The organism is Stenotrophomonas sp. AC248, assembly GCF_979258185.1.
In genome coordinates this window covers 1,684,784-1,708,717 of record NZ_OZ409840.1, presented here as the reverse complement: position 1 = coordinate 1,708,717, position 23,934 = coordinate 1,684,784, and the positions used below count along the sequence as shown (strand labels likewise).

Genomic DNA, 23,934 nt, shown 5'->3' with positions numbered 1-23,934 from the left:
CCACGCCGCCGGCAACGGCAGGCGCTGTACGTACTACCGGTGGCCCTTTCGGGATGCACCCCATTCCGCAAAGGACATTCACGATGCGCATGTTGACCCCACTGCTGTTGTTCGGTGCGTTGGCCGCCACGGCGACCGCGGCGACGGCCGCCAGGCCCGCCGCCATCCCCGCGATGCACGCCTGCACGGCCGACGAAGCGGACCGCCGACGCATCGCGGACGACCGCATGGAAACCCCCGATGACGCCGCCAGCATGAGAGGCACGGCCCTGCAGGAACCCGACGGCACCTTCGCGGCGGATCTGGTGCTGGCCCAGGCCGGTGATGCGCCTGCCCAGAACCGGGTGGGCCACGCCTACGCCACGGGAAGCGGCGTCCTCCGAGATCCGGATGAGGCCCTGCGCTGGTACCAGCGTTCGGCGCACCAGGGGCTTCCCGCCGCCCAGTCCAGCCTGGCCGAGGCCCATCTGTTCGGACTGGGTACGCCGCCCGACCTGACCCGCGCGATCACCCTGTACCGCCAGGCCGCCGCGCAGGGCAATGCGGAGGCGATGCGCCGGCTGGGTGACATCCACGCCATCGGCGGCCCCATCAACCGCTACAACCGCTACCCTGCCGGCGCCCAATGCATCGCGGTCGACCTTCCCGAAGCGGCGCGGTGGTACGTGAAGGCGGCCGAGGCGGGCGACGCGTTCGCCCAGGAACAGTTGGCCATCGCCTACCTCGCCGGGCTCGGCCTCGACCCCGATCCGGTGCAGGCCGAACGCTGGCTGGAGGCGATCGGGAAGGAGCGCCGCGCCCATGCGGTGTTCTACCTGGCCGACCAGTACCTGTATGGCCGCGGCGACGTCGTGCCACAGGACCTGGCCAAGGGCGCGCATTACACGTTGATCGCCGCCGAACTGGGCCACCCGCCCGGTCTGGCCCAGCTCGGCGCGCTGCACGAGTACGGCACGGGCGTCGAGCAGGACGACGTGAAGGCCTATGCCTACGCACTGGCGGCGCACGACGAGGGGCTTCCGATCGACGATCACCAGTTCACCAACCAGGTGGCCATGTTCCAGGCCCGCATGACCGAGGCCCAGCAGGCCGAAGCGCTACAGCTGTTCCGCAGCATCCGCCAACTGCTGCACAGCGAAGGGACCTACCTGTAAGACCGCCTCCGCGCGTACCGACGGGCTCGCGTGACTGTTCAGCTGGAGTGGAGTAGCATTGGCCCCGTCAAGTAGCGTCTGGGTCGCCAGACGTCTTGCGGTTCTTGAAGAAACCGGGGGTGCATTGGTTTCGACGGGGGTTGTGAAGTTACTTGGTGCATGCCGAGGGGGCAGCTTTCCTCGTTAATCCAGCAGCAAACTTTTAGTTGCCAACGACGACAACTACGGTTCGGACTTCGCAATCGCCGCCTAAACAGCAGCAGTTGCTTTAGTTCTACAGCCGCCTAAGGCGAACCCCCGAACCTACTTGTGCCCGTGCTCGTAGATGTAGGGTCATTATCACGGAACCGGTTGTGATGGCTGCCTGTCAGTCACGACTTAACTAAAGCAGGCTGGTCCTGGGGTGCGCTTTGCACGCCGTGCTGCCACAGGGCGAGATTCAACGGCGAGCTAAGCATGTAGTACCGGGGATGGAGTGCCTTCGGACGGCGGTTCAATTCCGCCCACCTCCACCAATGACGGGTTCGCAAGAATCCGAAGAAGCCCGGGAACCCTTACACAACAAGGGTTCCCGGGCTTTTTAATTTCCGGCATGGCTGTGCGCAGTCAGCCTATGCCTCGGCAAGATTGCGCTGCAGCAGGCCATCAGCCAATGCCGCGATCTCGTCTCCCCGGTGCACCCGGGCGAGCCAAGCCGCTGGGATGCCGGCCACGCCGTAGAAGGCACCCGCCAGCTGACCGACAACCGCCGCGGTGGTATCCGCATCGTCACCGAGGTTCGCCGCCTCCAGCACCGCACCAGCGAAGTTGTCGTGCTGGTGGAAGCACCACAAGGCGGCTTCCAGGCTGTCCACGACGTAGCCTGTGCCACGTACCTGGTCGCGCGTGGCGCTCCGGTATCCGCCGGCGGCGATCTCGCGCAGACGCTGGCTGGACACCTCGATGGCGGCCAGGTCCAACACCTTCGACTTGTCGCACCCTGCCAGCGCGCGTTCAAGCGCCACGGCCAGCAGGCGACACGCGTCCAGACACTCCCCCGCCGCGTGCGTCGTGCGGGAACTCAGCACGGCCATGGCCTGCAGCTCCGGCATGCCGGCAAACCGAAGGACCACGGGCGCCAAGCGCATGATCGATCCATTACCGGCGCTATCGGGGTCGGTGTTGCCCGCCAGAGGCTCCCCGGTCACGAGGTAGGTGTTGATCGCGCCGCGTGTTGCCACGCCGATATCGAAGCAGGTGCCCGTCGAGCTCCAGTAGCCATGCTGATACCAATTGGCGTAGCGGTTCATCTGATCCCGCGGATCGAATGCGTCGCAGCGGATCAGGCTCTCGGCGAGGCACAAGGCCATGGACGTGTCGTCCGTCCACTGTCCTGGCTCCAGATCGAAGGGCCCGCCGCCCACCATGTCGGTCAACGGTTCGAAGCTGCCGCGTGGCTTGAACTCCAGCGTGGTGCCAACGGCGTCGCCTGCGGCCAAGCCGAGCAAAGCGCCTCGGTATCGATTCTTCAGGTCCATGTGGCCATTCTAGGACAACAGCGCCACCCGCGATGCAGGCCCACTGCTTCAGGCGCGCGGTGAACACGCCGCGCAACAATCGCGACGTACGGCGCGCCGCCGTGGCCTGAGCCCGCTCTCCACAGCTGCTAATCTGATGCAGGAACTGACCCGCTTGCAGACAGACGTAGCGGCGAGCGAGGTTGGGCAGCGGCCATCGTGTATCCGGCCAACGCGCCTATTGAGTTGACCCCACCGCAAGGACAGAGAGTGCTTATCGTATTCAGCGGCCTTCCTGGCACCGGAAAAACCACTATCGCCAAGGGGCTCGCCGCGAAGATTGGCGCTCTGTATCTGCGGATCGATACGATTGAGCAAGCGATTCGAAACTCCGGTGCGCTTGCGCGAGACGTGGGGCCTAGTGGCTACATGGTTGCCAATGCGCTTGCGCTGAGCAATCTAACTCTGGGACGGACAGTCATCGTTGATGGTGTGAATCCCGTAATGGAGAGCCGAACTGCCTGGAGCGAGATCGCCTCGACGGCTGGCGTTGAGCTGGTGAATATTGAAGTGATCTGCTCGGATAAAAATGAACATCAGCGGCGCGTAGAAGCAAGGCCGGGTGATGTTCCGGGGCTGACACCCCCCTCTTGGCAATCTGTGTTGGATCAAGAGTATGAAGCGTGGGCCGATACACCGTTTTCAATAGACACCGCACTGATGTCACCGGTGCAAGCCGTTTCGATCGTCACCCAGCACCTGATTGCCGGTCGCGGGTGATCTGCACCACCTCGCCGGGGTCGTCAGGCGCTCGGGCCGCTGACAAGTCTTTGCTGAGAAACACGCGACGCGTTCCGGCCGGTTCGCACGGTATCTCGCCGAACACCTGCCAACCGTGCTTCACATAGAAATCCGGCGCCTGGAAGCTGATGGTGTACAGCACACCAGAGCAGCACCCACGCCGCCTGGCTTCGTCCTCAGCGGTCGCGAGAATGCGCGCGCCGAGGCCATGCCCACGCAGTTCTGCCGGAAGGTGGAACAGGTCAATGAACAACATCCCCAATGATGTCCGGCCAGTCAGACCGCCCAGCACCTTGCCGGTTTCGGGATCAGTGACCAGAACCGCCAACGCACGCCGGTCGGCGTAACCGGCCGCATCCAAATTGAAGCCATCCAATCCATTGGCGATCAGATCCAGCGCCTCTGCACCAGGCGAGTCTGTGATGGATATATCGAACTGCATGGTTCCATCTGCTGGCAGTGTTGGGACCTTGAATCCTAGCAAATCGGAGCTGCTCCTCAGCGACAGCGGATCATGTGGGCACCCTCCCCCGCCCGTTCTTTCGCCCGCCGCCTCAACACCCCGTCGTCCATCAGGTCCAATCAAACGAGAACAGCACGGTGCGGCTGTCCGGTTCGTACAGCATCACGATGGCATCCGGGCCGGTGGCACACCAGTTGTAACCGGCGACCGTGGCAACCGCGAAGAACGGTCTGCCCGCACGGGTGATACGCACATTCTCCGCATCGGCCGCGCGATCGCGCTCGTACATCAGCGGATCCAGCCACAGCTCGAACGCAGGCGGAATGGGCGCGGTCTCGGTCCAGTTGCCGTCGGAGATCTGTCCACCGAGTGTGTCCAGGTAAGCCTGCTCGTTGGGGCCGCCTTCGCCAAAGTGCGAATAGCTGGCCAACCGCCCATGGTCCTTGAAATAGGCCTTCGCCCTTTCGTAGCTGTCCCGCATTTCGCCGATGTGCTCCACCAGCTCCGGGTCCCGCACGTTGCTCCCCAGGAAGTAGCCTTCTTCCCCGAGGAAACGCATGCGGCTGTCGGTCGTCAGCTCGAACGCGATCCAGTTGGTGCCGATGCATGCGTTGTGATGCGCCTCGGTCTCTTCGCCAAGGCATCCTTCATAGGGCTCGACGGGGCACAGCATCGTGGCCACAGTGCCCGCCAATTCCGGACGCAGAATGCCCAGGTCCACGGAGATCAGCGGCAGTAAATGCGCCGCCAACCACGCCTGCCCGGGAGCGAATACGTCGGTGGGAAACGGGGTGAGGCCCGGCTGGAGCTCGCGGATATCGGTCTGGTAGAACATGGCGGTCCCTGCATGAGAAAAAGACGGTCGATACGTCGTAGTGTGCACCCGGCCAGCGAGCGAAGGAAACGCTGCGGCTCCGACGGCACCAAAAGCACGGTGTTGTGTTGCCCGATGGTGTGGTGTCCAAAGATGGCGAGCAACTTCCCCCACATCGCATCACGATGGGCGCACACCAGGAGACGCCCATGCACCGTTGGCATCTGAGCGGCCTTGACCACCGCCAATTCGAATACCTCGTTGAGGTGGATGACAGCGACCTCGCAGCGCGCGGGATCGTGCGCTGCGTAGCCACGCAGGATCACGGATTCCCGTGCCGCATCAGCCTCGTCGACGCACGCGTCGGCGAAGAACTGTTGCTGCTTCCCTACACGCACCTGGCATGCACCTCGCCCTACCGCGCATCCGGGCCGGTGTTCATCCGGTGCCAGGCAGTACGCTGCGTGTTGCCACCCGGTGTTGTGCCGCCCTACGTGCATCGCAGGCAGATGTCGGTACGCGCCTACGACGCCGGGGCATTCATGCTCAGCGGGCAGGTCTGCGAAGGCGCTGAAGTGGCCGCCACGCTGGACCAGTTGTTCGATGATCCCCACGTGCACCAGGTCCATCTGCACAACGCCGGGCGCGGCTGCTATTCCTGCCGTGCCGAACGCTGCACGACCGACGTTCAGTCCGACGCGACGCCGCCGTCGGTCGAGATCAATCCATAGACATCAAAGTCACGCGCCACACCCCGCACCTGCCGGAAGTAGCGTAGTCGGCCTTCGTGCTGGAAACCACAGCGGCGCAGCACGGCGGCGGAGGCCACGTTGGTGTCCAGCACGCATGCCTGGATGCGATGCCAGCCGAAGGCCGCCAACGCCCATCGGCTGACAGACTGGCACAGCGCGCTGGCGATCCCGCGCCCCCAGTACGCCGGGCAGAGTTCATAGGCGATTTCTGCGGTGCCATGCGGCCACTGGATGCTGTGGAAGCCGATGCTGCCCACCAAGGCACCGGCGCGATCCACGACGGCCATGCGGATCTGGGTAGGCGCGCGGGGTGTTTCCAGCGCGTCGAATAGCGGCGCCAGATCGTCCACGGAGGAGAGCTGCCAGCTAGTGTGTTCCAGTACGCCCGGTTGCATCAGGCAGGCATACCAGTCGGCGGCGTCGTCCCGCACCAAGTGACGCAGGCTGACCTCGGGGTGCCCGGAAGGTGGAATGCTGGTGCGCATGATGCTGGGTGCCGGTGCGGTTTGCCTCAATCTGCCCGCGTCACACCGGATGGGTCAACCGGCAGCCGCGCTCAGGTGCTTGTGGAACAGCCGCATCTCCTGCGCGTCGGGCGCGCGCTCCAAGAGCGCCTGGTAGCGTGCTTGCAGCGCGTCGTGTGCCGAGCGCCGGTGCAACAGATACAGCGCGGGATAGTCGGTGTTGGCTTCGATCCATTCCGCTGCGTCTGCCCTGCGGAACCACTCCAACGATAGCGTGACGCTCGCGGACAGCTGCGCCTGCCAGCCCGGCACTTCGTCGAGGCTGTCGAACGCGCGCAGCCAGATCCAGAAGCGCGCGTTGAAGGCATCCAGCGCTTCGGTGTCGTCCCTGAGGCTCCGCCAATCAGTCAGCTCCGCCACGACCGGGTTGGACACACGAGTCTTGATCGAGGATTCGACCAGAGCGGGCGACCAGGTTTCCGGGTAGTCGAATGCCTCGTCGCGCAGCGCCTGTTCCAGCACGGCGTTCACCCCCGCCATCAGCCCGCGATCGACCAGGCCAAGGGTGAGGTGGAGTGAGTACCACCCTTTCTGTTTGGACAACCCCACCGTGTAGCGGTGGGTCCGGCCGGAAGCACCGATACGCTCGAAATGGCGCCCGCGCTTGAGCACGAATCCCGCGGCCGCGAACTCGGCGGCGACGGCATCGGTCAGCGTCTTCAGCATTGCCTGGGTGGCCTGGGTCACGCGTGACGCTCCCTGTGACGGTGCCGACGGTCGCTCACGGCAGGGTGAATTTCCGGGCCATGCGCAGCGGCCACACCGAGGTGAACTGCGCGCCGCCGACCAGCCGGTAGGCTGCGGAGACGCTGTGCAGCACCCCAAGCCGGTCCAGCACGTCCTTGGCCCGCCGGAAGACCGAGCGCGGGTCGTCGGTGAACATGAACAGGTTGATCTCCTTGGCACTGATGTCGTGGCCGTCCAGCGCCGCCGTCGCGCCCAGGACCTGGCTGAGCTCGGCCTCCAGGGTGGCCAGGAAGGCCTCGTCGTCCAGTGACTTTCTCCAGAACTTGATCACAAGCTGGTAATCCATCGGGGGGCCTGCCGTTCAAGAAGGAACCGCCAAGGTTACCCTCCCTGGCGTCATCGACAACACCTTGATGTGCGGGCGATCATGCTCTGGTCATCCCTCCCGGACAGCGAAGATTGCCATGGCCCCCTTCCGTTCGATCCTGTTGACTGCCCTGCTCGCACTGGCCCCCACCCTGGCCGGCGCGGCCGACAAAGTCACCACCACGCCGGTGCAGTTCGCCAAGGGCACCAGCAGCGCCACGCTGCGCGGCACTGTTGCCGGCTACGACACCGTCCGCTATACGGTGGGCGCACGCGCCGGCCAGACCATGACCGTTACGCTGGCGGGCAGCGCCAATGCCAGTTTCAACGTGTACGCGCCAGGTGTGGTGCCCGGCCAAGGCGAAGCACTGGGAAGCACCGATGAGAAGCGGCGCTGGACCGGCACCCTGCCCGCCTCCGGCACCTACGTGGTGCAGGTCTATCAGATGCGTGCGCAGGCACGTCGCGGCGAGAAGGCACCGCATACGTTGACCGTCGCCATCCACTGACCATGGATTTCCTCAAACTGCTCCGGTCGCTGGAAGAGTTTCTCTACGAACTCTGTACCTGGTTCCTGTTCTTTCCGCGCACGTTGTACCGGGTGATCGTCTACCCGCGGCGCATGGCGCAGTACGTCAACACCGAGCTGACCCAGAAGCTGGACAAGCAGTTCGACGATGCGATCAGCCCGCCGATGTTCCTGATGCTGGCGGTGCTGGTCGCGCACGGCGTGGAGTTGCTGATGCACCAGCAGGTGACCGGGACCGGACAGCTGTCGCGCACGGTGTTCGGCAACGAGGAAAGCCTGCTGCTGTATCGCTCGATCACCTTCGCGGTGTGGCCGCTGATCAGCAGCGTGCACCTGCTGCGGCGCAAGAAGGTGGCGATGACCCGTGAATCCCTGCGCCGTCCATTCTTCATGCAGTGCTACCTGACGGCCCCGTTCGCCGTGGCGTTGTCGACCAGCATGGTGTTCGTGCGCCTTCCGGGCGCGCTGTCCACCCAGATTGGCATTGCGGTGTCGGTGCTGTCGCTGCTCTGGTATGCCGTGGTCCAGGCTGGCTGGCTGAAGGTGGCCCTGCAGCGTTCCTGGCCGAACACGGTGCTGTCGACCGCGTGGGTGCTGATGCTGGGCATCGTGATCAACAGCCTGATCGGCTGGATCCTGCTGGCGAACTGAGCGTGCGGCAGTGCAGCCTTTACTGCACGTCGCGCCACATGCTAGATAAGTCCTGCGCATGTGCGCTGCAGAAGCAAGGATACTGCTGATGAAACTGCATTTGGCCGCGATGGCCGCATTGGTAATCACGTTGGGCGCAACCGGAACCGTCGGCATGGCCAAGGCCTCGCCACTGGACGGTCATTTCACCGAGTGCGTCCCGTTCATGGTCGCCAAGTACGTGTACCACCAGCGGTGCACCACCTATTACCTGGACGAGAACGGCAATCGCCACGTTGCCAGTGTCTACCACATCGACCAGGACGGGCAGTGGTACGTGCCCAACGAGTAAGACGGCGGCGTTGAGCCGCACGGGGCAGGCGCGCTCCGCCTGCCCCTCCATCCGCCAATGCGTGCAATTCCCCCTGGCCCCATTCCATGCGACCCTTCGGGGAAACGTTTTCATGGGATGGAGGGATTCCAATGTTGTCTCGTTTTCGTCGTACCGCGCTGCTGGCGCTGATGGCCCTGTCACTGCCGGCCGGCCACGCACTGGCCGACACGGCTGCCCCGCTGCGGGTGATGTCATTCAATGTGCGCACCCCCGTGGATACCGAACCCGGCCGACGCTGGGACGACCGCCGCGATGCGATGGTCAGCCTGTTGCGTGAGCAGCACCCAGCGGTGTTCGGCACCCAGGAACTGGTGCAGAAGCAGGCCGACTATCTGGTTGCCCACCTGCCCGGCTACCGCTGGTTCGGCAAGGACCGTCGCGGCGGCAGCGGCGACGAACATATGGGCGTGTTCTACGACAGCGCGCAGCTGACGGTGGTGGAACAGGGCGATTTCTGGTTGTCCGACACCCCCGACGTGCCGGGCAGCATCACCTGGGGCAATCTCATGCCGCGCATGGTCACCTGGGCCTTGTTCCAGCGCCAGGCCGACGGCAAGCAGTTCTACCTGCTCAACACGCACCTGCCCTACCGCGACGAGGACGAGCCGCGCCGCGTGCTGGGCGCCAAGCTGATCGCCACGCGCCTGGCCACGCTGCCCAAGGACATCCCGGTGGTGGTCACCGGCGACTTCAACAGCGAACCGGGCAGCACCACCTACCAGGCGTTCACCGCGGCACTGGGCGATGCCCGCAAGCTGGCCACCAAGGTCGATGGCCCGCGGCTGACCTTCCACGACTTCACCGGCAAGCCGACCGTGGAACTGGACTGGATCCTGGTGCGCGGCTTCAAGGTCGACCGTTTCCAGACGCTCGACGATGCGCCCGGCGGCGTGCTGCCGTCGGATCATTATCCGGTGCAGGCCGAGCTGCGCTTCCCGGCCGCGACAGCGCGCTGAGGCAACCCGTGCAGGCCGTGCCGCACATCGCGGCGCGGCCTGGGCACCGTAGCGGCCGCTGCGGTTGGGACACCGTTGGCGGGGTCACGTCACGCCCCGTCGATGCCCGCGGTGCGATACCGGCACCCTCCCACCCTGGAGGTGTCCACCATGTCCCACCGCAGCCGCCTGGCCGGTTTCATCATCGATTGCCACAACACCCCCGCCGACGAAGCCGCTGCCTTCTGGTCGGCAGCACTGGGTTACCGCGCCCAACCGGCCTATAGCGAAGGAGGGGCCGAGTACGCCGACCTGGCCGGGGCGCCAGCCGGGCTGAATGTGGAAGTGCAGCGGGTGGACCACGCGTCACGCGTGCACCTGGATATCGAAAGCGACGACATCGACGCCGAGGCCGCGCGCCTGGAAGCACTGGGCGCGCGCCGGATCGGATTCGTCAAACGCTGGTGGGTGATGGAAGCCCCTACCGGACACCGGTTCTGCATCGTACGCATGCGCGATGGGCAGGAGGGTGCGGCGGTGAACCACTGGGATTGAGTCAGGGCCTGCGTTGGCTGGCGCGCTCCCCCAACAGCCGGCACAACGCCAGATGCTGGTCGCGCGCCTGGCAGATCCGGGCCACGATGGCCAGGAACACCCCGATAAGAAGGACGCCGATGGCCAGCAGCGTGTCGGGAAGCCTGGCAAAGCCGAGCGCCACGATCACTGCGGCAAGCACCAGCAGTGTGATCGCGCCGGGCGACAGTGCCGCCTGCCCGGTCTGCGCGGGCGTGGCGTCGCCTCGCCACGGGTTGGGTGTGATCATGGAAACGTCCCCGGTAAAAGGGACGTTTTGTATCACTTGGATTGATGTCTACGGCAGTGGCAAAGCCGCCAATGGCCTCTTTTCTGGCTCGCAGTCGCGGCAAACTCTGACGCAGCGCACAGGTGAGGGCGGCCAGGCCGCCCTCACCTGCCAGGTCAGCGCAGCGTGCCGGCCACGGCCGGTGGTGCGGCATCCTGCTGCTGGCCCCAACCACCCAGGGCCTTGTACACCCCCACAACGCTGACGTTGACCGTGGATTCGGCCGCCGCCAGTGCGTCGTCCGCCGCCAGCTGGGTGCGTTGCGCATCCAGCAGGGTCAGGAAGTCTTCCGAACCCTCGCGGTAGCGGATCTGCGCCAGCTGCTCGGCACGCCGCGCGGCCTGCGCCTGCTCGGCGACGATGGCCAGCCGCGACTGCTGCTTGGCATAGCGGGTGAGCGCATTCTCGGTGTCCTCCAGCGCCAACAGCACCGCCTTTTCGTACTCGGCCGCCACACCGTCGGCCTGCGCCTTGCTGGCACGCAGGCGCGCCCGCACGGTACCGAAATCGAACGCGGCCCAGCTGATCGACGGGGTCACCGACCACGCCTTGTTGGCGCCGTTGACCAGGCCGCTGGCATCGCCGGACAGGAAGCCGACGAAGCCGGTCAGGCTGATCCGCGGGAACAGATCGGCCGTGGCCACGCCCACGCGGGCAGTGGCGGCCGCCAGGCGGCGTTCGGCACTGCGCACGTCGGCACGCTGGCGCAGCAGGTCGGTGGTGTCACCCAACGGCAGCTGCTTGGCGTAGGCCGGCACTTCGCGCGGCTGCAGCAACTCGTCCAGTGCATCCGGACGCTGCCCCAGCAACACCGCCAGGCGGTGCCGCGACTGCACTTCGGCCACTTCCAGCAGCGGGATGTCGGCCTCGATCGCCTTCAGGCGTGCGCGGCTGCTCTGCACGTCCAGCTCGCTGCCGGCGCCCAGCTCCCAGCGGGCCTCGGTCAGGCGCTGGGTATCGCGCAGGTTGACCAGGGTGCGCTTGGCCACGTCGATGCGCTTCTGCGACCCACGCAGTTCGAAGTAGTTGCGCGCCACTTCGGCGGCCACGGTGACCTGGGCATCGGCAAGATTGTCCTGCTCGGCACCCAGGTCCGCGCGCGCCGCTTCGGCGGCACGGCGCTGGCGACCGAACAGGTCCAGCTCCCAGCCGGCGTCAAAGCCGAGCTGGTAGGTTTCGCTGAAGACGCGCTCGCCGCCCACGGTGGCATCGGGCTGCTTGCGGCGGTCGTAGCTGCCGCCGGCGGTGACGTGCGGCAGCTGGTCCAGCCGCTGTTCGACGAACACCGCGCGCGCTTCACGCACGCGGGCCATCGCAATGCGCAGGTCCAGGTTGGTGCCCAGTGCGTCGTGCACCAGCTGTTCCAGCACCGGGTCATCGAACTGCGCCCACCAGCTGGCTACCGGCGAGGCGGAGGTGAACACCGGCGCGGCGGCGCCCTGCAGGGTCACCGGCGTAGCCGGTGGCGCCTGGTAGTTGGGGCCGACGCTGACGCAGCCGGCCAGCAGCGCGCTGGTCACGGCCACGGTCAACAGGCGGATCACCATGGCAGCACCTCGCCGAGGTAGGTGAAGCTGCCGTTCGGGCCGTCGGCACCGATCAGCGCCATGCCCACGCTGGAGCGTGCGCCTTCGCTAATTTCGATCTCGCCTTCGCCACCGTTCATGTCGGTTTTGACGTAGCCGGGATGCACGGTATTGACCTTGGTGGTGCCTTCGCGCAGCTCATAGGCCAGCTGCACGGTCCAGGCATTCACCGCGCTCTTGGAGGCGTTGTAGGCCGGCACTGCGAAGCCATAGATCGGCGAACCCGGCTGGCTGTGCAGGGTCAGCGAGCCCAGGATGCTGGACACGTTGACGATGCGGCCCGCCGGCGAGGCGGTGATCAGCGGCAGGAACGCTTGGGTAACGGCGATGACCGCGAACACGTTGGTGTCGAAGGTCTCGCGCCAGGTCTGCAGGGTCTGCGCCGACGGTGCCAGCTTGATGTCATCGAGCAGGATGCCGGCGTTGTTGACCAGGATGTCCAGGCGGCCGTGACGTTCGGTCACGGTCTGCACGGCGGCGGCGATGCTGGCGGCATCACCCACGTCCAGCTGGATCGCCTCCACCGGCAGGCCTTCGGCCTGCAGCTTCAGCGCCTCGGCCACGGCGACGTCGCGCTTGCGCCCGGCCAGCAGCGTGTGCACGCCGGCCTGGGCCAGCTGGCGGACGGTTTCCAGGCCGATGCCGCGGGTGGCACCGGTGACCAGGGCGATCGTTTGGGTAGCGGTATTCATGTATGAAACCTCGCGGGGGATGGGATCAATGGTGGATGGTGGGTTCGCCGTGGGTCACCAGCTGCCCGCCGCCGTTACGGCTGACGAACTTGCGCAGGGCCACGTAGAACACCGGGGTCAGGAACAGGCCGAACAGGGTCACGCCCAGCATGCCGGCGAACACCGTGATGCCGGTGACAGAGCGCACCTCGGCGCCAGCGCCGTGCGAGAGCACCAGCGGGATGGTGCCGGCGATGAAGGCGATGGAGGTCATCACGATCGGGCGCAGACGCAGGCGGCAGGCTTCCAGCGCGGCCTCCACGATGCCCTTGCCGCCCATCTCCAGCTCCCGGGCGAACTCGACGATCAGGATCGCGTTCTTGCATGCCAGGCCCATCAGCACCACCAGGCCAACCTGCACGAACACGTTGTTGTCGCCACCGGTCATCCACACGCCGAACAACGCCGACAGCAGGGTCATCGGGACGATCAGGATCACCGCCAGCGGCAGCGACCAGCTTTCATACAGCGCAGCCAGCACCAGGAACGCCAGCAGGATGGCCACCGGGAACACGATGAAGGCGGCCTTGCCCTGGGTGGCCTGCTGGTAGCTCAGGTCGGTCCATTCGGTGGCCATGCCCACCGGCAGCACCTTGGCGGCGATGGCGGTGAGGTTGGTCATCGCTTCCGCTGACGACAGCATGCGCGGATCGGCCTCACCGGCCAGGTCGGCGGCCGGGTAGCCGTTGAAGCGCAGCACCGGGTCCGGGCCGAAGGTTTCCTTGACGGTGACCATCGAGCCGATCGGCACCATTTCACCGCGGTCGTTGCGGGTACGCAGCTTGCCGATGTCCTCGACGCTGTCACGGAACTGGCCGTCAGCCTGGGCGATGACCTGCCAGGTACGACCGAACTGGTTGAAGTCGTTGACGTACGACGAGCCCAGGTAGGTCTGCAGGGTGTCGAACAGCTCGGTCAGCTGCACGCCCTGTGCCTTGGCCTTGACGCGGTCCACTTCGGCATCCAGCTGCGGCACGTTGGCCTGGTAGCTGGTGATCGGGAACGCCATGCCCGGCGTCTGCGCGACCGCACCCTGCATCGACTGCACCGCGTTCTGCAACGCGCCGTAGCCCAGGTTGCCACGGTCCTGGATGAACATCTGGTAGCCGTTGCCGTTACCCAGGCCGAGAATCGGCGGCGGCATCATCGCGAAGGCAAAGCCCTCCTGCAGCCCGGCGATCTTCTGGTTGATCTCGGCGTTGATCTGCGCGGCGGTGCGGCCATGGCGCTCGTTGAACGGCTTGAGCGGAATGAACGCCACGCCGGTATTGGGCGTGTTGGTGAACTGCAGCGCGTTGAGGCCGGGGAACGAGATCGTGTGGGCCACGCCATCGGTTTCCTGGGCGATCTTGGCCACCTTGCGCAGCATTTCATCGGTACGCGCGATCGACGAACCTTCCGGCAGCTTCACGCCGGCGATCAGGTACAGCTTGTCCTGGGTCGGGATGAAGCCCGGCGGCACCAGCTTGAAGATGAAACCGGTCCCCACCAGCAGCACCGCATACACCACGAACACCGCACCGCGGCGACCGAGGATCTTCGACACGCCGCGCTCGTACTTCTCCGAGCTGGACTTGAAGAAGCGGTTGAACGGACGGAACACCCAGCCGAACAGACGGTCGATGATGCGGGTCGGGGCATCCTTCGGCGCGCCATGCGGCTTGAGCAGGCGGGCGGCCAGGGCCGGCGACAGGGTCAGCGAGTTGATCGCCGAGATCACCGTGGAGATGGCGATGGTGACCGCGAACTGCTTGTAGAACTGGCCGGTGACGCCCGACAGGAACGCCATCGGCACGAACACGGCACACAGCACCAGCGCGATGGCGATGATCGGGCCGGACACTTCACGCATCGCCTGATGCGCGGCCGCCAGCGGGGTCAGGCCTTCTTCGATGTTGCGTTCAACGTTTTCCACCACCACGATCGCATCGTCGACCACGATGCCGATGGCCAGCACCAGGCCAAACAGGCTCAGCGTATTGATCGAGAAGCCCAGCAGGTACAGCGCACCGAACGTACCGACGATGGACACCGGCACGGCGATCAACGGAATGATCGAGGCGCGCCAGGTCTGCAGGAACAGGATCACCACCAGCACCACCAGCGCGATGGCTTCCAGCAGGGTGGACACCACGGCCTTGATCGAGTCGCGCACGAAGATGGTGGTGTCATACACCGCTTCGTACTTCACATCGGCGGGCATGGTCTTCTGCATTTCGTCCATGCTGGCCATCACCGCATCGCGGATCTCCAGCGCGTTGGCGCCGGGGGCCTGGAAGATACCGATGCCGACCGCGTTCTTGCCGTCCAGCTGCGAGCGCAGGGTGTAGTCGCCGGCGCCCAGTTCCACCCGGGCCACGTCCGACAGCCGCACCACTTCACCGTCGGTACCGCTCTTGAGCACGATGTCGCCGAACTCCTTTTCGCTGCGCAGGCGGCCCTGGGCATTGATCAGGGTCAGGAACTGGCTGTTGGGCATCGGCTCGGCGCCGAGCTGGCCGGCCGAGACCTGCACGTTCTGCTCGCGCATGGCACCGACCACGTCACTGGCGGTCAGGCCGCGCGCGGCCACCTTGTCCGGGTCCAGCCAGGCGCGCATGGCGTAGTCGCCGCCGCCGAAGATCTGCGCGTCGCCCACGCCCTGGATACGCGCCAGGGCGTCCTTGACGTGCAGGCGGGCATAGTTGCGCAGGTACAGGGTGTCGTACTTGCCGTTGGGCGAGGTCAGGTGCACCACCATTAGGAAGGTGGGCGACTGCTTCTGGGTAGTCACGCCTTGGCGGCGGACATCCTCGGGCAGGCGCGCCTGGGCCTGGGCAACGCGGTTCTGCACCTTCACCGCCGCTTCGTCCGGGTCGGTGCCCGGGCGGAAGGTGATGGTCATCTGCAGCACGCCGTCAGAGCCGGCCACCGACTTGAGGTAGATCATGCCTTCGACGCCGTTGATGGCCTCTTCCAGCGGGGTGGCCACCGTTTCGGCGATCACCTTGGGGTTGGCGCCGGGGTACACGGTACGCACCACCACCGACGGCGGCACCACTTCCGGGTACTCGCCGATGGGCAGCATCGGAATGGAGATCAGGCCGGCGGCGAAGATCACAATCGACAACACCGCCGCGAAAATCGGCCTGTCGATGAAGAAACGGGAAAAGTCCATGGGTGGATTCCTGGGGTTTCACCATCGCCGGCGTGCACGACCCCGGCCGCTGTCACAGGTGACAGCGGTGGCGGGCTCCCCTGCACGGGGCGATGGCAGTCACGGTAGAGCCGACCGTGGGTCGGCTCCTACGTAGAGCCGACGGTCAGTCGGCTGCTCTTCAGTTCTTTGCAACAGCCGGCGCAGCGACCGGCGCGGCAACCGGCTGCATGGCAACGGCCTTGGCCTGCACCGGCATGCCGGGCATGAAGACCTTCTGCACGCCGTCGATGATCACCCGGTCGCCGGCCTTCAGACCCTGCTGCACGATGCGCAGGCCGTCGGCATTGCGGCCCAGCGTGATGTCCTGGCGCTGTGCCTTGCCGTCCTTGTCGACCACGTACACATACTTGCGGTCCTGGTCGGTCAGCACGGCCTTCTCGTCGATCAGCATGGCCTGGAACTGGCCGCTGCCCAGCAGCTGCACGCGGGCGAACAGGCCCGGGGTGAAGGTGCGGTCGGCATTGTCGAGCAGCGCGCGAACGCGGATGGTGCCGGTGCTGCGGGTGACCTGGTTGTCGAGGAAGTCGACCTTGCCTTCGTGCGGGTAGCCGTCCTCGCCCGACAGGCCCACCTTGACCGGCAGGTCGCTGTCACGCTCGCTCGGGCGCTCGCCCTTGCGCGCCATCTGGGCGTACCGCAGGAAGGTGGCTTCGTCGGCATCGAAGTACACGAACACCGTGTCCAGCGACACCAGCGTGGTCAGCACGCTGGCGCTGTCGCCGGCGGTGACCAGGTTGCCGGCGGTCACCATCGCGCGGCCGGCGCGGCCGTTGATCGGGGCGCGCACCTTGGTGAACTCCAGGTTCAACGCGGCGGCATCCAGCGCGGCCTGCGCGGCCTGCACGCTGGCACCGGCCTGGTCAGCCGCGGCACGCCGCTGCTCCCAGGTTTCGGTGGAGATGGCCTGCTGATCGGACAGCTTCTTGGCGCGCTCGGATTCGCTGCGGGCCAGGGTGGACTGGGTGCGGGCGCGCGCCAGTTCGGCACGGGCGCGGTCGTACTCGGCCTGGTAGCTGCGGGCGTCGATGGTGAACAGCACGTCGCCCTTCTTCACTTCCTCGCCTTCGACGTAGTTGACCTTGTCGATGTAGCCGGACACGCGCGGGCGCAGCTCGACGCTCTGCACCGCTTCAACGCGGCCGCTGAAGTCGTCCCACTGGCTGACGGGCTTGATCAGCACCGGCGCGGCGCTCACCTGCGGCGGCGGCGGCATGCCGGCTTCTTCTGCGTGGCCACCGCTGCAGGCAGCCAGCACGGCGGCGGCGAGGATCGAGACGCCGGCCATGGCCAGCCGTCGGGTAAGACGATGCGGAGTGGAATTGGGGGAGGTCATGACATGCATCCGTACGGAGGGGTGGTATTCGAAAATCGGGGATAGTGCTGAACGTGGGTGGCGCATCCTGCGACCTCAACCTTGGTAGAGGTCAAGCAGCACCAGCGGTGTCGCGCGACATCGGGGGAGGCCAATCCCTGTGCAGCAGGCCGCGCGGCAGTTCGGCATCGCGCGCATCGCAACGCACGATGGCGCGGTTGTCGGTACAGGTGTCCAGCAGCGATACGAGGCGGCGGCCCACCAGCAAGGCGCTGGGCCACTCGATACAGGCGTTGGCCGCATTGGCCGGGGTGCAGACCGGGTTGCACACTTCCAGCATCTGCGCGCGTACGCCCAGCGCCTGCGCTTCCTGGTGCAGCACCTGCGCGTACATGCGGGTGGCGGACATGGTGATGGACGATTCACCGTGCCCGGCCCACGGCTTGAAGCCGGCCGGACCGCCGATCAACACATAGCGACGCGGATGGGTGCCACCGCGCAGCAGCGGCAGCAGGTGGCGGCCGGCATGCACGTGCGGCATCACGTCGGCCTGCAGCGCCTGCAGCAGCGCGTCGCCACTGCGATCGGTCACCCGGCCACGGTTGTAAGGCCCACCCATTGCATCGACCACGGCCGACAACGCGCGCCGGCGCGGCGCGATGCGCTCGGCCACGGTCTGCGCCGAGGCGTCGTCGCCGAAGGAACCCAGCAGGGTCTCCAGACCGGGCTCATCGGCGAACTGTTCCTGCAGGGCCGCCAGCCGACCGGGGTCGCGGCCGACCACCAGGACCGGGCTACCGGCCTCCAGCAGCGCAGCCACGATGCCCTGGCCGACACTACCGGTGCCGCCCAGAACAAGGACCTCGGGGGCCAGCGTCCCACTCATGGGACTTTCACTCCCGCCGCCGGGATAATCCCAATCCGGCCCAGTCGGCCCAGATCGCGATTGCCCAGGCGCAGGCTGCCGCCGCGCTGCATCTTGGCGGGCGGGGTGAACTCTCGGAAAGCCTTGTAGGACAAGGACGAGGGCCGCTTCTCAACGGTCATCGCCAGGTCCAGCGGGGCCGTTCGGCCGGTCAGTACGCGGCCAAGAATGTTCCGCAACCACATGGCGGAGGTCCTTCAATTCGGGAATGGCGCCAGATTAGTCCTCAAACTCCCACTTGATTAGTCCGGATTAAGGGGAATAATCGTCCCGTACCCGGCACAATCTTTCGGGCACCCTATCCCCTCCCCGACTTCGGACCCGTCATGGCCCACGATCTCAACGACACGCTGATCTTCGTCAAGGTGGTCGAGCAAGGCAGCTTCATCGCCGCCGCCACTGCGCTTGGCCTGCCCAAGACCACGGTCAGCCGCAAGGTGCAGGAACTGGAAACGCGCCTGGGCGCGCGCCTGCTGCACCGGACCACGCGCCGGCTGGGCCTCACCGAGGCCGGGTCGGTGTACCACGAGCATTGCCAGCGCATCGCACGCGAACTGGAAGAAGCCGAAGGTGCGGTCAACCAGCTGCAGTCCGGCCCGCGCGGCTGGCTGCGCTTCACCGTGCCCTACTCCATCGGCATCACCTGGATCGCGCCGCTGCTGGGCGAGTTCCATGCGCAGTACCCGGAAATCCAGCTGGACATGCACCTGGGTAACGAAAAGCTCGACCTGATCGCAGGCGAAGCTGACCTGGCGTTGCGCGTGGGCACCCTGCCCGACTCCAACCTGGTGGCGCGCAAGCTGGGCAGCCTGCGCACCCAGGTGTTCGCCAGCCCGGCCTACATCGAGCGCTACGGCGAGCCGCTGCATCCGGACGAACTGCAGTTCCATCGCATCCTGGCGATGCGCAAGGCGCGCAACCTCAACAACAACCGGTTCTTCTGGCAGCTGGGCGAAAACGGTGGCGACCTGCGCGACTTCCCGGTCAATCCACTGCTGGTGGCCAATGATCCCTCCGCGCTCAACGGCGCACTGGTGTGTGGCGAAGGGTTGCTGCTGACCGGTGACGTGATGGCCAAGCCGTTCGTCGAATCGGGCATGGTGCGCCGCGTACTGGCGGGCTGGACCGGCCCCGAGGTGGACTTCAACGCGGTGTTCGCCGGCGGCCGGCTGGTCTCGCCGAAGGTGCGTGCGTTCGTCGATTTCCTGGTGGCCAAGCTCGACTTCGACGCCAACTACATGCTGGCGCAGTGCCCGAACGCGAAGTTTGCCAAGCAGCAGAATGCGCAGGTGGAAGAGGAACTGCAGGCCACCGGCAAGCGGATTCTGGAGACGGTCACCGCGACCTGATCGCGGGTTATCGCACGCGGTGGATTACCGATCCATAACCACCGCCGGCAGGTGCCGACCGTTGGTCGGCACGGGCCCGCGAATGGGCGGGCGTGTTCATGGCGTACCGGCCAACGGCCGGTACCCACAAAAATGCCGCCTGCAAGGGCGGCATTTTTGCTCCGGCCGGTGACCGGAGCCGTAACGCTGCGCGTTACGCGTTATTGCCGAAGCGGAATCACCCGGATTTCCACGCGGCGGTTCTGCGCGCGGCCAGCGTCGGTGCTGTTGTCGGCGATCGGGTAAGCCTTGCCGGCACCCAGCGTTTCGATACGGGCACCCTGCACGCCCTGGGCGGTCAGGTAGGCAGCCACCGAATCGGCACGCTCCTTGGACAGGCGATTGTTGACCGCGTCGCTGCCGATGCTGTCGGTATGGCCCACCACCTCGATCATGGTCTGGTTGTACTCGGCCAAGGTGCTGGCCACGCCATTGAGCGAGCCGTAGAACTGCGGCTTCAGCGTGGACTTGCCGAAATCGAAGGTGATGCCATCCGGCAGGTTCAGGGTCAGGTTGTCGCCATCGCGGGACACGTCGATACCAGTGTTGGCGGTACGCTCGCGCAGGGCGCGTTCCTGGCGGTCCTGGTACTGGCCGATGGCCGCCCCGCTGAGCGCGCCGATACCGGCACCGATCATCGCGTGCTGGCGGCGCTCGGTGGCGCTGTTGCCACTGAGCAGGCCGGCGGCCACGCCCACGGCAGTACCGATCAGCGCGTTGCGGCCGGTCTTGTTCTGCTGCTGGGTGGGGTTGCCGTACTGATCGGACTGGGTATACGAGCCGCCGGTGGCGCAGGCCGTCAAGGCAGCGGCGGTCATCAGGGCCAGGGCCACGTTACGGGTTGCGGGTCGAATCATGGTGTTCTCCTTGGTTACCGGTCTACCGGCGTGCGAGCGCCCAAAGAATAAACACGCAGACGCGATGCCGGCATGACGATGCAAAACCCTGCGGGCTCCCCGTTCAGCTTTCTGAGCGGCGCCCGCGCGGCCGGGTTTACACGCTGCCGGTGTGACGGTAAGCAGCCAGCGCGGCATCCCGCCCCGCCGCCAGGTCCACCAATGGCAGGGTGGGATAGGTTGGCGCGTGCTCGGCCAGCAGGTGCGGGTGCTGCCACGGCGCAAAGCGGGCCTTCAGCGGCAGGGGGGCCAGCTCGGGCACCCACCGGGTGATGTAGCGCGCCTGCGGGTCGAACTTCTCCGACTGGGTGACCGGATTGAAGATACGGAAGTACGGCGCGGCGTCGGCACCGGTACCGGCCACCCATTGCCAGCCCATGGTGTTGTTGGCCAGATCGGCATCCACCAGGGTGTCCCAGAACCAGCGCGCGCCTTCGCGCCAGTGCTGGCGCAGGTGCTTGCACAGGAAGCTGGCCACCAGCATGCGCACCCGGTTGTGCATGTAGCCGGTGGCCCACAGTTCGCGCATGCCCGCATCGATGATCGGAATGCCGGTGCGGCCCTGCTGCCACGCCTGCAGCTGTGCGGCGTTGGGCGGCGCCCAGCGGAACCCGTCGAAACGCGGATTGAGGTTGTGGTCCGGGGTCTGCGGAAAGTGGTGCAGCAGGTGGTAGGAGAACTCGCGCCAGCCCAGCTCGCGGATGTAACCGTCGATGTCGGCGTCACGGCTGGCACTGCGTTCGTCCTGCAGCCGGCGCACGATCTGCCAGGGCGCGATCTCGCCGAAATGCAGGTGCGGCGACAGCAGCGAGGTGCCCACCCGGTCGGGCAGGTCGCGCTGCTGGCGATATCCGTTGAGCGCGCCGTCGATGAACACCGTCAGCGCCTCGTGCGCGCCGGCTTCACCGGGCTGCCAGTGGTCCCAGAACTGCGCGTCCCAGGGCAGCGGCGCGGCCAGCTGCAGCGCGTCCAGTGCAACGCCCTGCACCGCGTGCGCGGGCAAGGTCGCCGGCGGTGGCGTGGGGGCCGGCACCTGCAGGCGGGTCAGTGCGTTGCGCCAGAACGGGGTAAATACCTTGTACGGGTTGCCCTGGAGCGTTGCGATATCCCACGGCTCCAGCAACAGGCTGCCGTTGTGGCTTTCGGCGTTGATGCCCTGCTCGCGCAGCGCGCGCTTGATGGCCGCATCACGCGGTTGGGTGGCCGGCTCGTATTTGCGGTTCCAGTACACGGCCACCGCCCCGGTCTGCGCGATCAGGCGCTCCAGCTCGGCGTGGCTGCCGCCCTGGCACAGCACCAGCGCCGAGCCGCGCGCACGCAGGTCGGCATCCAGCGCTGCCAGCGACCGGTGCAGCCAGGCATTGGAGGCGCCACCCGGGGCCCAATCACCTTCTTCGTGCGGCGCATGGATATACACCGGTACCGGCACATGGCCAGCATCCAGCGCGGCCTGCAGGGCCGGGTTGTCCTGCAGCCGCAGATCACGGCGAAACCACACCAGCGCTACCGTCACAACCACCACCCAGGCGAAAAAACCGTGGCCATGATAGCCAGCCGCAGTGAAGAACACGCACTGGCCCGGCGCCACACCGGGTTTGTGCGCCGCCTCGATGCTGGCTAGTCTTCGCAGTCCCGCCCCGGATGGACCCGCACCATGCACGCACTGCACGCTTCGTTTGCCCGCTTCGGCCCGCTGAAGGCGCAATCGACCGACCTGTGGCAAGGCGACATCGCACTGCCGTCAGCGCTCGCCGCGTTCTATGCGCAGGTTGGTCCGTGGGGCGAGACCGTGAATGCCAGCGTCGGCCCGGTCGGCATCAGCGTGCCAGGAGTCAACGTCGCGTTCCCGCCGCTGCACCGTTTGTGGGCGCTGCAGGCAGGCTATCGCTGGGAAGGCGACGCCGGGGCGCGCATCGCGGAGTGGCCCGAACAGTGGCTGGTGATCGCCGACCAGAACGCGGACCCGTTCATCCTTGACCTCGACAGTGGCCAGGTGCTGTTTGCCTTCCACGGGGCGGGTACGTGGGAGGCAACGGTACTCACCGAGGACCTGCCCACCTTCGTCGCCGTCCTTGCAGCCGTTGGCACGGTGTACCTGGAGGCCGGCGACGACCTGGAAGACGACGACGGCGACCTTCGCCCGGCGCATCGCGACGCGGCCCTGAAGGCAGCGGCGGCCGTGCTGGGCGATGACGAGCCGGCGGACACCTTCTTCGAGACGCTGGAGTGGTGACGTCGGCAGGCGGCGGTGGGCACCAGGGCACGTCCTTCGCACGGCAGCCATGCGCCGTGCACCGGCCTTGCACGCGGCGGCGTTCAAGGTGGCTGCATGCGATGCCCCAGCCGGCTGCTGCCAGGGCGTAACCCACGGTCACCCCAGCCGGCACTTCCTCCCGTTGCCCAGGATGCCGCCCCATGACCCCGTTCGCGCCCGCTGTTGCCTATTCGCCCGACGTTGAACAGCGCGCGCCGGACGAAGCAGAGACGATCACCGCCCTGGCCAAGGTGTTCACCGATATGGCCCGCACCGTGGCCGACCATGACGGTCATGCGCATCGGGCGGTGCATGCCAAGGGTCATGCACTGCTGCGCGCACGCTTCCAGGTAGCACACGACCTGCCCGCCGACCTTGCCCATGGGCTGTTCGCCCGCCCCGGCGCGTATGACGCACTGGTGCGGCTGTCGTCACCGCCGGCCGAACAGCTGCCGGACAGCGTTTCCACCCCGCGCGCGATGGCCGTAAAGATTCTGGGCGTGCAGGGCGCGCGCGTGGAAGGCGGCGATGAGCAGCACAGCCAGGACTTCCTGATGGTCAACGGACCGGCGTTCACCACACCGGGCGTGCAGGGTTTCCTGCGCGCGGCGAAACTGCTGGCGGCCACCACCGAGCGCATGCCGCGCACCAAGCAGGTGCTGTCGGCGACGTTGCGCGGTGCCGAAGCGGCGTTGGAAGCAGTGGGCGGGCAAAGCGCCACCTTGAAGGCATTGGGCGGCGAGCCACAGCAGCATCCGCTGGGCGAAACCTTCTTTACCCAGGTGCCGTTCCTGTACGGCCCGTACATGGCCAAGTTTTCGTGGGTGCCGGTGTCACCTGCCCTGCTGGCGCTGCGTGGACAGCCACTGCCCTCCGGCGCCGATGCCCAGCGCGATGCCATCGCCGCATTCTTCGCCGACCTGGCCGCCCCGGTGATGTGGGAGCTGCGCGTGCAGTTGTGCCGCGACCTGGCGCAGATGCCCATCGAGGATGCCTCCGTGGCCTGGCCAGAAGGCCTCAGCCCGTTCCTGCCGGTGGGGCAGTTGTCGATCGGCGCACAGCCGGCATGGAGCGCCGATGCGGAAGCGCGCGAAGATGCCCTGGCCTTCGCACCCTGGCACGCGCTTGCTACGCACCGCCCGCTGGGCAGCCTCAACCGTGCACGCCGGGTGGTGATGGCGGCATCGCGGCAGTTCCGTTCCCGGTTCAACCGCTGCCCGATCCACGAACCGTGAC

At 66.5% G+C, this 23,934-nt stretch carries 26 protein-coding genes and 1 other RNA gene; 12 read left to right on the top strand and 15 right to left on the bottom strand.

Features of this window, described 5'->3' with window-relative positions; translation table 11 throughout:
• Positions 1-83: 83 nt before the first annotated feature.
• Both ACZ0AE_RS07925 and ssrA read left to right on the top strand, forming a co-directional pair.
• Positions 84-1,154, top strand: a complete 1,071-nt coding sequence (locus ACZ0AE_RS07925; RefSeq protein WP_463600763.1) for a tetratricopeptide repeat protein — start codon at positions 84-86, stop codon at positions 1,152-1,154.
• Positions 1,155-1,269: 115 nt separating this feature from the next.
• Positions 1,270-1,669, top strand: a transfer-messenger RNA (tmRNA) gene (ssrA, locus tag ACZ0AE_RS07920).
• Between the two features lie 96 nt (positions 1,670-1,765).
• On the opposite strand, the gene ACZ0AE_RS07915 is transcribed toward ssrA, so the two are convergent.
• Positions 1,766-2,671, bottom strand: coding sequence for an ADP-ribosylglycohydrolase family protein (locus ACZ0AE_RS07915; protein WP_463600762.1), 906 nt, complete (start codon positions 2,669-2,671; stop codon positions 1,766-1,768).
• 249 nt (positions 2,672-2,920) lie between these two features.
• Here ACZ0AE_RS07915 and ACZ0AE_RS07910 point away from each other — a divergent pair, with 249 nt between their 5' ends.
• On the top strand, positions 2,921-3,430 hold the full coding sequence (locus ACZ0AE_RS07910; protein ID WP_463600761.1) for a P-loop nucleotide/nucleoside kinase family protein: 510 nt from the start codon (positions 2,921-2,923) through the stop codon (positions 3,428-3,430).
• Here ACZ0AE_RS07910 and ACZ0AE_RS07905 read toward each other — a convergent pair.
• Together ACZ0AE_RS07905 and ACZ0AE_RS07900 are read right to left on the bottom strand one after the other, a co-directional pair.
• Entirely contained in the window at positions 3,399-3,893 is a 495-nt protein-coding gene (locus ACZ0AE_RS07905; RefSeq protein ID WP_463600760.1) for a GNAT family N-acetyltransferase, read from the bottom strand. The genes ACZ0AE_RS07910 and ACZ0AE_RS07905 overlap by 32 nt on opposite strands.
• Before the next feature lie 130 nt (positions 3,894-4,023).
• Positions 4,024-4,749 (bottom strand): enolase, encoded by a 726-nt coding sequence (locus ACZ0AE_RS07900; protein WP_463600759.1) that lies wholly within the window; start codon positions 4,747-4,749, stop codon positions 4,024-4,026.
• Between the two features lie 188 nt (positions 4,750-4,937).
• On the opposite strand from ACZ0AE_RS07900, the gene ACZ0AE_RS07895 reads away from it, so the two are divergent.
• Positions 4,938-5,459 (top strand): DUF1203 domain-containing protein, encoded by a 522-nt coding sequence (locus ACZ0AE_RS07895; RefSeq protein ID WP_463600758.1) that lies wholly within the window; start codon positions 4,938-4,940, stop codon positions 5,457-5,459.
• On the opposite strand, the gene ACZ0AE_RS07890 is transcribed toward ACZ0AE_RS07895, so the two are convergent.
• Genes ACZ0AE_RS07890 through ACZ0AE_RS07880 form a run of 3 tightly spaced genes read right to left on the bottom strand, consistent with a single transcriptional unit; the run spans position 5,417 to position 7,037 of the window.
• Positions 5,417-5,965: a GNAT family N-acetyltransferase gene (locus tag ACZ0AE_RS07890; protein WP_463600757.1), complete on the bottom strand. Its 549-nt coding sequence runs from the start codon at positions 5,963-5,965 to the stop codon at positions 5,417-5,419. The two genes, ACZ0AE_RS07895 and ACZ0AE_RS07890, sit on opposite strands and share 43 nt — an antisense overlap.
• 54 nt (positions 5,966-6,019) lie before the next feature.
• Positions 6,020-6,691 carry a hypothetical protein gene (locus ACZ0AE_RS07885; RefSeq protein ID WP_463600756.1) on the bottom strand — a complete coding sequence of 224 codons (672 nt, stop codon included), beginning with the start codon at positions 6,689-6,691 and terminating at the stop codon, positions 6,020-6,022.
• Between the two features lie 34 nt (positions 6,692-6,725).
• A complete protein-coding gene (locus ACZ0AE_RS07880) occupies positions 6,726-7,037 on the bottom strand; it encodes a hypothetical protein (RefSeq protein ID WP_038688959.1) in 312 nt (103 codons plus the stop codon).
• A 118-nt stretch (positions 7,038-7,155) separates the two neighbouring features.
• Between ACZ0AE_RS07880 and ACZ0AE_RS07875 the strand changes: the two genes are divergently transcribed.
• The 5 genes from ACZ0AE_RS07875 (at position 7,156) to ACZ0AE_RS07855 (ending at position 10,100) form a co-directional block, all read left to right on the top strand.
• Positions 7,156-7,566 (top strand): g-type lysozyme inhibitor, encoded by a 411-nt coding sequence (locus ACZ0AE_RS07875; protein ID WP_137189209.1) that lies wholly within the window; start codon positions 7,156-7,158, stop codon positions 7,564-7,566.
• A 2-nt stretch (positions 7,567-7,568) separates the two neighbouring features.
• Positions 7,569-8,237 carry a hypothetical protein gene (locus tag ACZ0AE_RS07870; RefSeq protein WP_463600755.1) on the top strand — a complete coding sequence of 223 codons (669 nt, stop codon included), beginning with the start codon at positions 7,569-7,571 and terminating at the stop codon, positions 8,235-8,237.
• 88 nt (positions 8,238-8,325) lie between these two features.
• Positions 8,326-8,568: a hypothetical protein gene (locus tag ACZ0AE_RS07865; RefSeq protein ID WP_038688965.1), complete on the top strand. Its 243-nt coding sequence runs from the start codon at positions 8,326-8,328 to the stop codon at positions 8,566-8,568.
• Between the two features lie 131 nt (positions 8,569-8,699).
• Positions 8,700-9,566 carry an endonuclease/exonuclease/phosphatase family protein gene (locus ACZ0AE_RS07860; protein ID WP_463600754.1) on the top strand — a complete coding sequence of 289 codons (867 nt, stop codon included), beginning with the start codon at positions 8,700-8,702 and terminating at the stop codon, positions 9,564-9,566.
• 150 nt (positions 9,567-9,716) lie between these two features.
• Complete coding sequence (locus ACZ0AE_RS07855; protein ID WP_463600753.1) at positions 9,717-10,100, top strand: VOC family protein; 384 nt, start codon at positions 9,717-9,719, stop codon at positions 10,098-10,100.
• Position 10,101: 1 nt separating this feature from the next.
• Here ACZ0AE_RS07855 and ACZ0AE_RS07850 read toward each other — a convergent pair whose 3' ends face one another.
• From ACZ0AE_RS07850 to ACZ0AE_RS07820, 7 genes are all read right to left on the bottom strand, one after another.
• Positions 10,102-10,368, bottom strand: coding sequence for a hypothetical protein (locus ACZ0AE_RS07850; protein ID WP_463600752.1), 267 nt, complete (start codon positions 10,366-10,368; stop codon positions 10,102-10,104).
• 155 nt (positions 10,369-10,523) lie between these two features.
• Complete coding sequence (locus ACZ0AE_RS07845; protein ID WP_320488147.1) at positions 10,524-11,954, bottom strand: efflux transporter outer membrane subunit; 1,431 nt, start codon at positions 11,952-11,954, stop codon at positions 10,524-10,526.
• Positions 11,948-12,685, bottom strand: a complete 738-nt coding sequence (locus ACZ0AE_RS07840; RefSeq protein ID WP_141058713.1) for an SDR family oxidoreductase — start codon at positions 12,683-12,685, stop codon at positions 11,948-11,950. The genes ACZ0AE_RS07845 and ACZ0AE_RS07840 overlap by 7 nt, the downstream gene beginning before the upstream one ends.
• A gap of 25 nt (positions 12,686-12,710) precedes the next feature.
• The gene (locus tag ACZ0AE_RS07835) at positions 12,711-15,881 is read right to left on the bottom strand and encodes an efflux RND transporter permease subunit (RefSeq protein WP_038688975.1); all 3,171 of its coding nucleotides are present in this window, start codon (positions 15,879-15,881) and stop codon (positions 12,711-12,713) included.
• 160 nt (positions 15,882-16,041) lie between these two features.
• Entirely contained in the window at positions 16,042-17,256 is a 1,215-nt protein-coding gene (locus ACZ0AE_RS07830; protein WP_038688977.1) for an efflux RND transporter periplasmic adaptor subunit, read from the bottom strand.
• Between the two features lie 91 nt (positions 17,257-17,347).
• A complete protein-coding gene (locus ACZ0AE_RS07825) occupies positions 17,348-18,121 on the bottom strand; it encodes an SDR family NAD(P)-dependent oxidoreductase (protein ID WP_038688979.1) in 774 nt (257 codons plus the stop codon).
• Positions 18,118-18,282, bottom strand: coding sequence for a hypothetical protein (locus ACZ0AE_RS07820; protein ID WP_236546213.1), 165 nt, complete (start codon positions 18,280-18,282; stop codon positions 18,118-18,120). The genes ACZ0AE_RS07825 and ACZ0AE_RS07820 overlap by 4 nt, the downstream gene beginning before the upstream one ends.
• Before the next feature lie 204 nt (positions 18,283-18,486).
• Here ACZ0AE_RS07820 and ACZ0AE_RS07815 point away from each other — a divergent pair, with 204 nt between their 5' ends.
• A complete protein-coding gene (locus tag ACZ0AE_RS07815) occupies positions 18,487-19,509 on the top strand; it encodes a LysR family transcriptional regulator (protein WP_038688983.1) in 1,023 nt (340 codons plus the stop codon).
• A 200-nt stretch (positions 19,510-19,709) separates the two neighbouring features.
• Here the strand turns inward: ACZ0AE_RS07815 and ACZ0AE_RS07810 are convergent, their stop codons facing one another.
• Positions 19,710-20,405: a YiaD family glycine zipper/OmpA-like lipoprotein gene (locus ACZ0AE_RS07810; RefSeq protein WP_038688990.1), complete on the bottom strand. Its 696-nt coding sequence runs from the start codon at positions 20,403-20,405 to the stop codon at positions 19,710-19,712.
• 136 nt (positions 20,406-20,541) lie between these two features.
• Positions 20,542-21,957: a cryptochrome/photolyase family protein gene (locus tag ACZ0AE_RS07805; RefSeq protein ID WP_463600751.1), complete on the bottom strand. Its 1,416-nt coding sequence runs from the start codon at positions 21,955-21,957 to the stop codon at positions 20,542-20,544.
• Between the two features lie 141 nt (positions 21,958-22,098).
• On the opposite strand from ACZ0AE_RS07805, the gene ACZ0AE_RS07800 reads away from it, so the two are divergent.
• Both ACZ0AE_RS07800 and ACZ0AE_RS07795 read left to right on the top strand, forming a co-directional pair.
• Entirely contained in the window at positions 22,099-22,677 is a 579-nt protein-coding gene (locus tag ACZ0AE_RS07800; protein WP_463600750.1) for a hypothetical protein, read from the top strand.
• A gap of 182 nt (positions 22,678-22,859) precedes the next feature.
• Positions 22,860-23,933, top strand: a complete 1,074-nt coding sequence (locus ACZ0AE_RS07795) for a catalase family protein (RefSeq protein ID WP_463600749.1) — start codon at positions 22,860-22,862, stop codon at positions 23,931-23,933.
• Position 23,934: the final 1 nt, after the last annotated feature.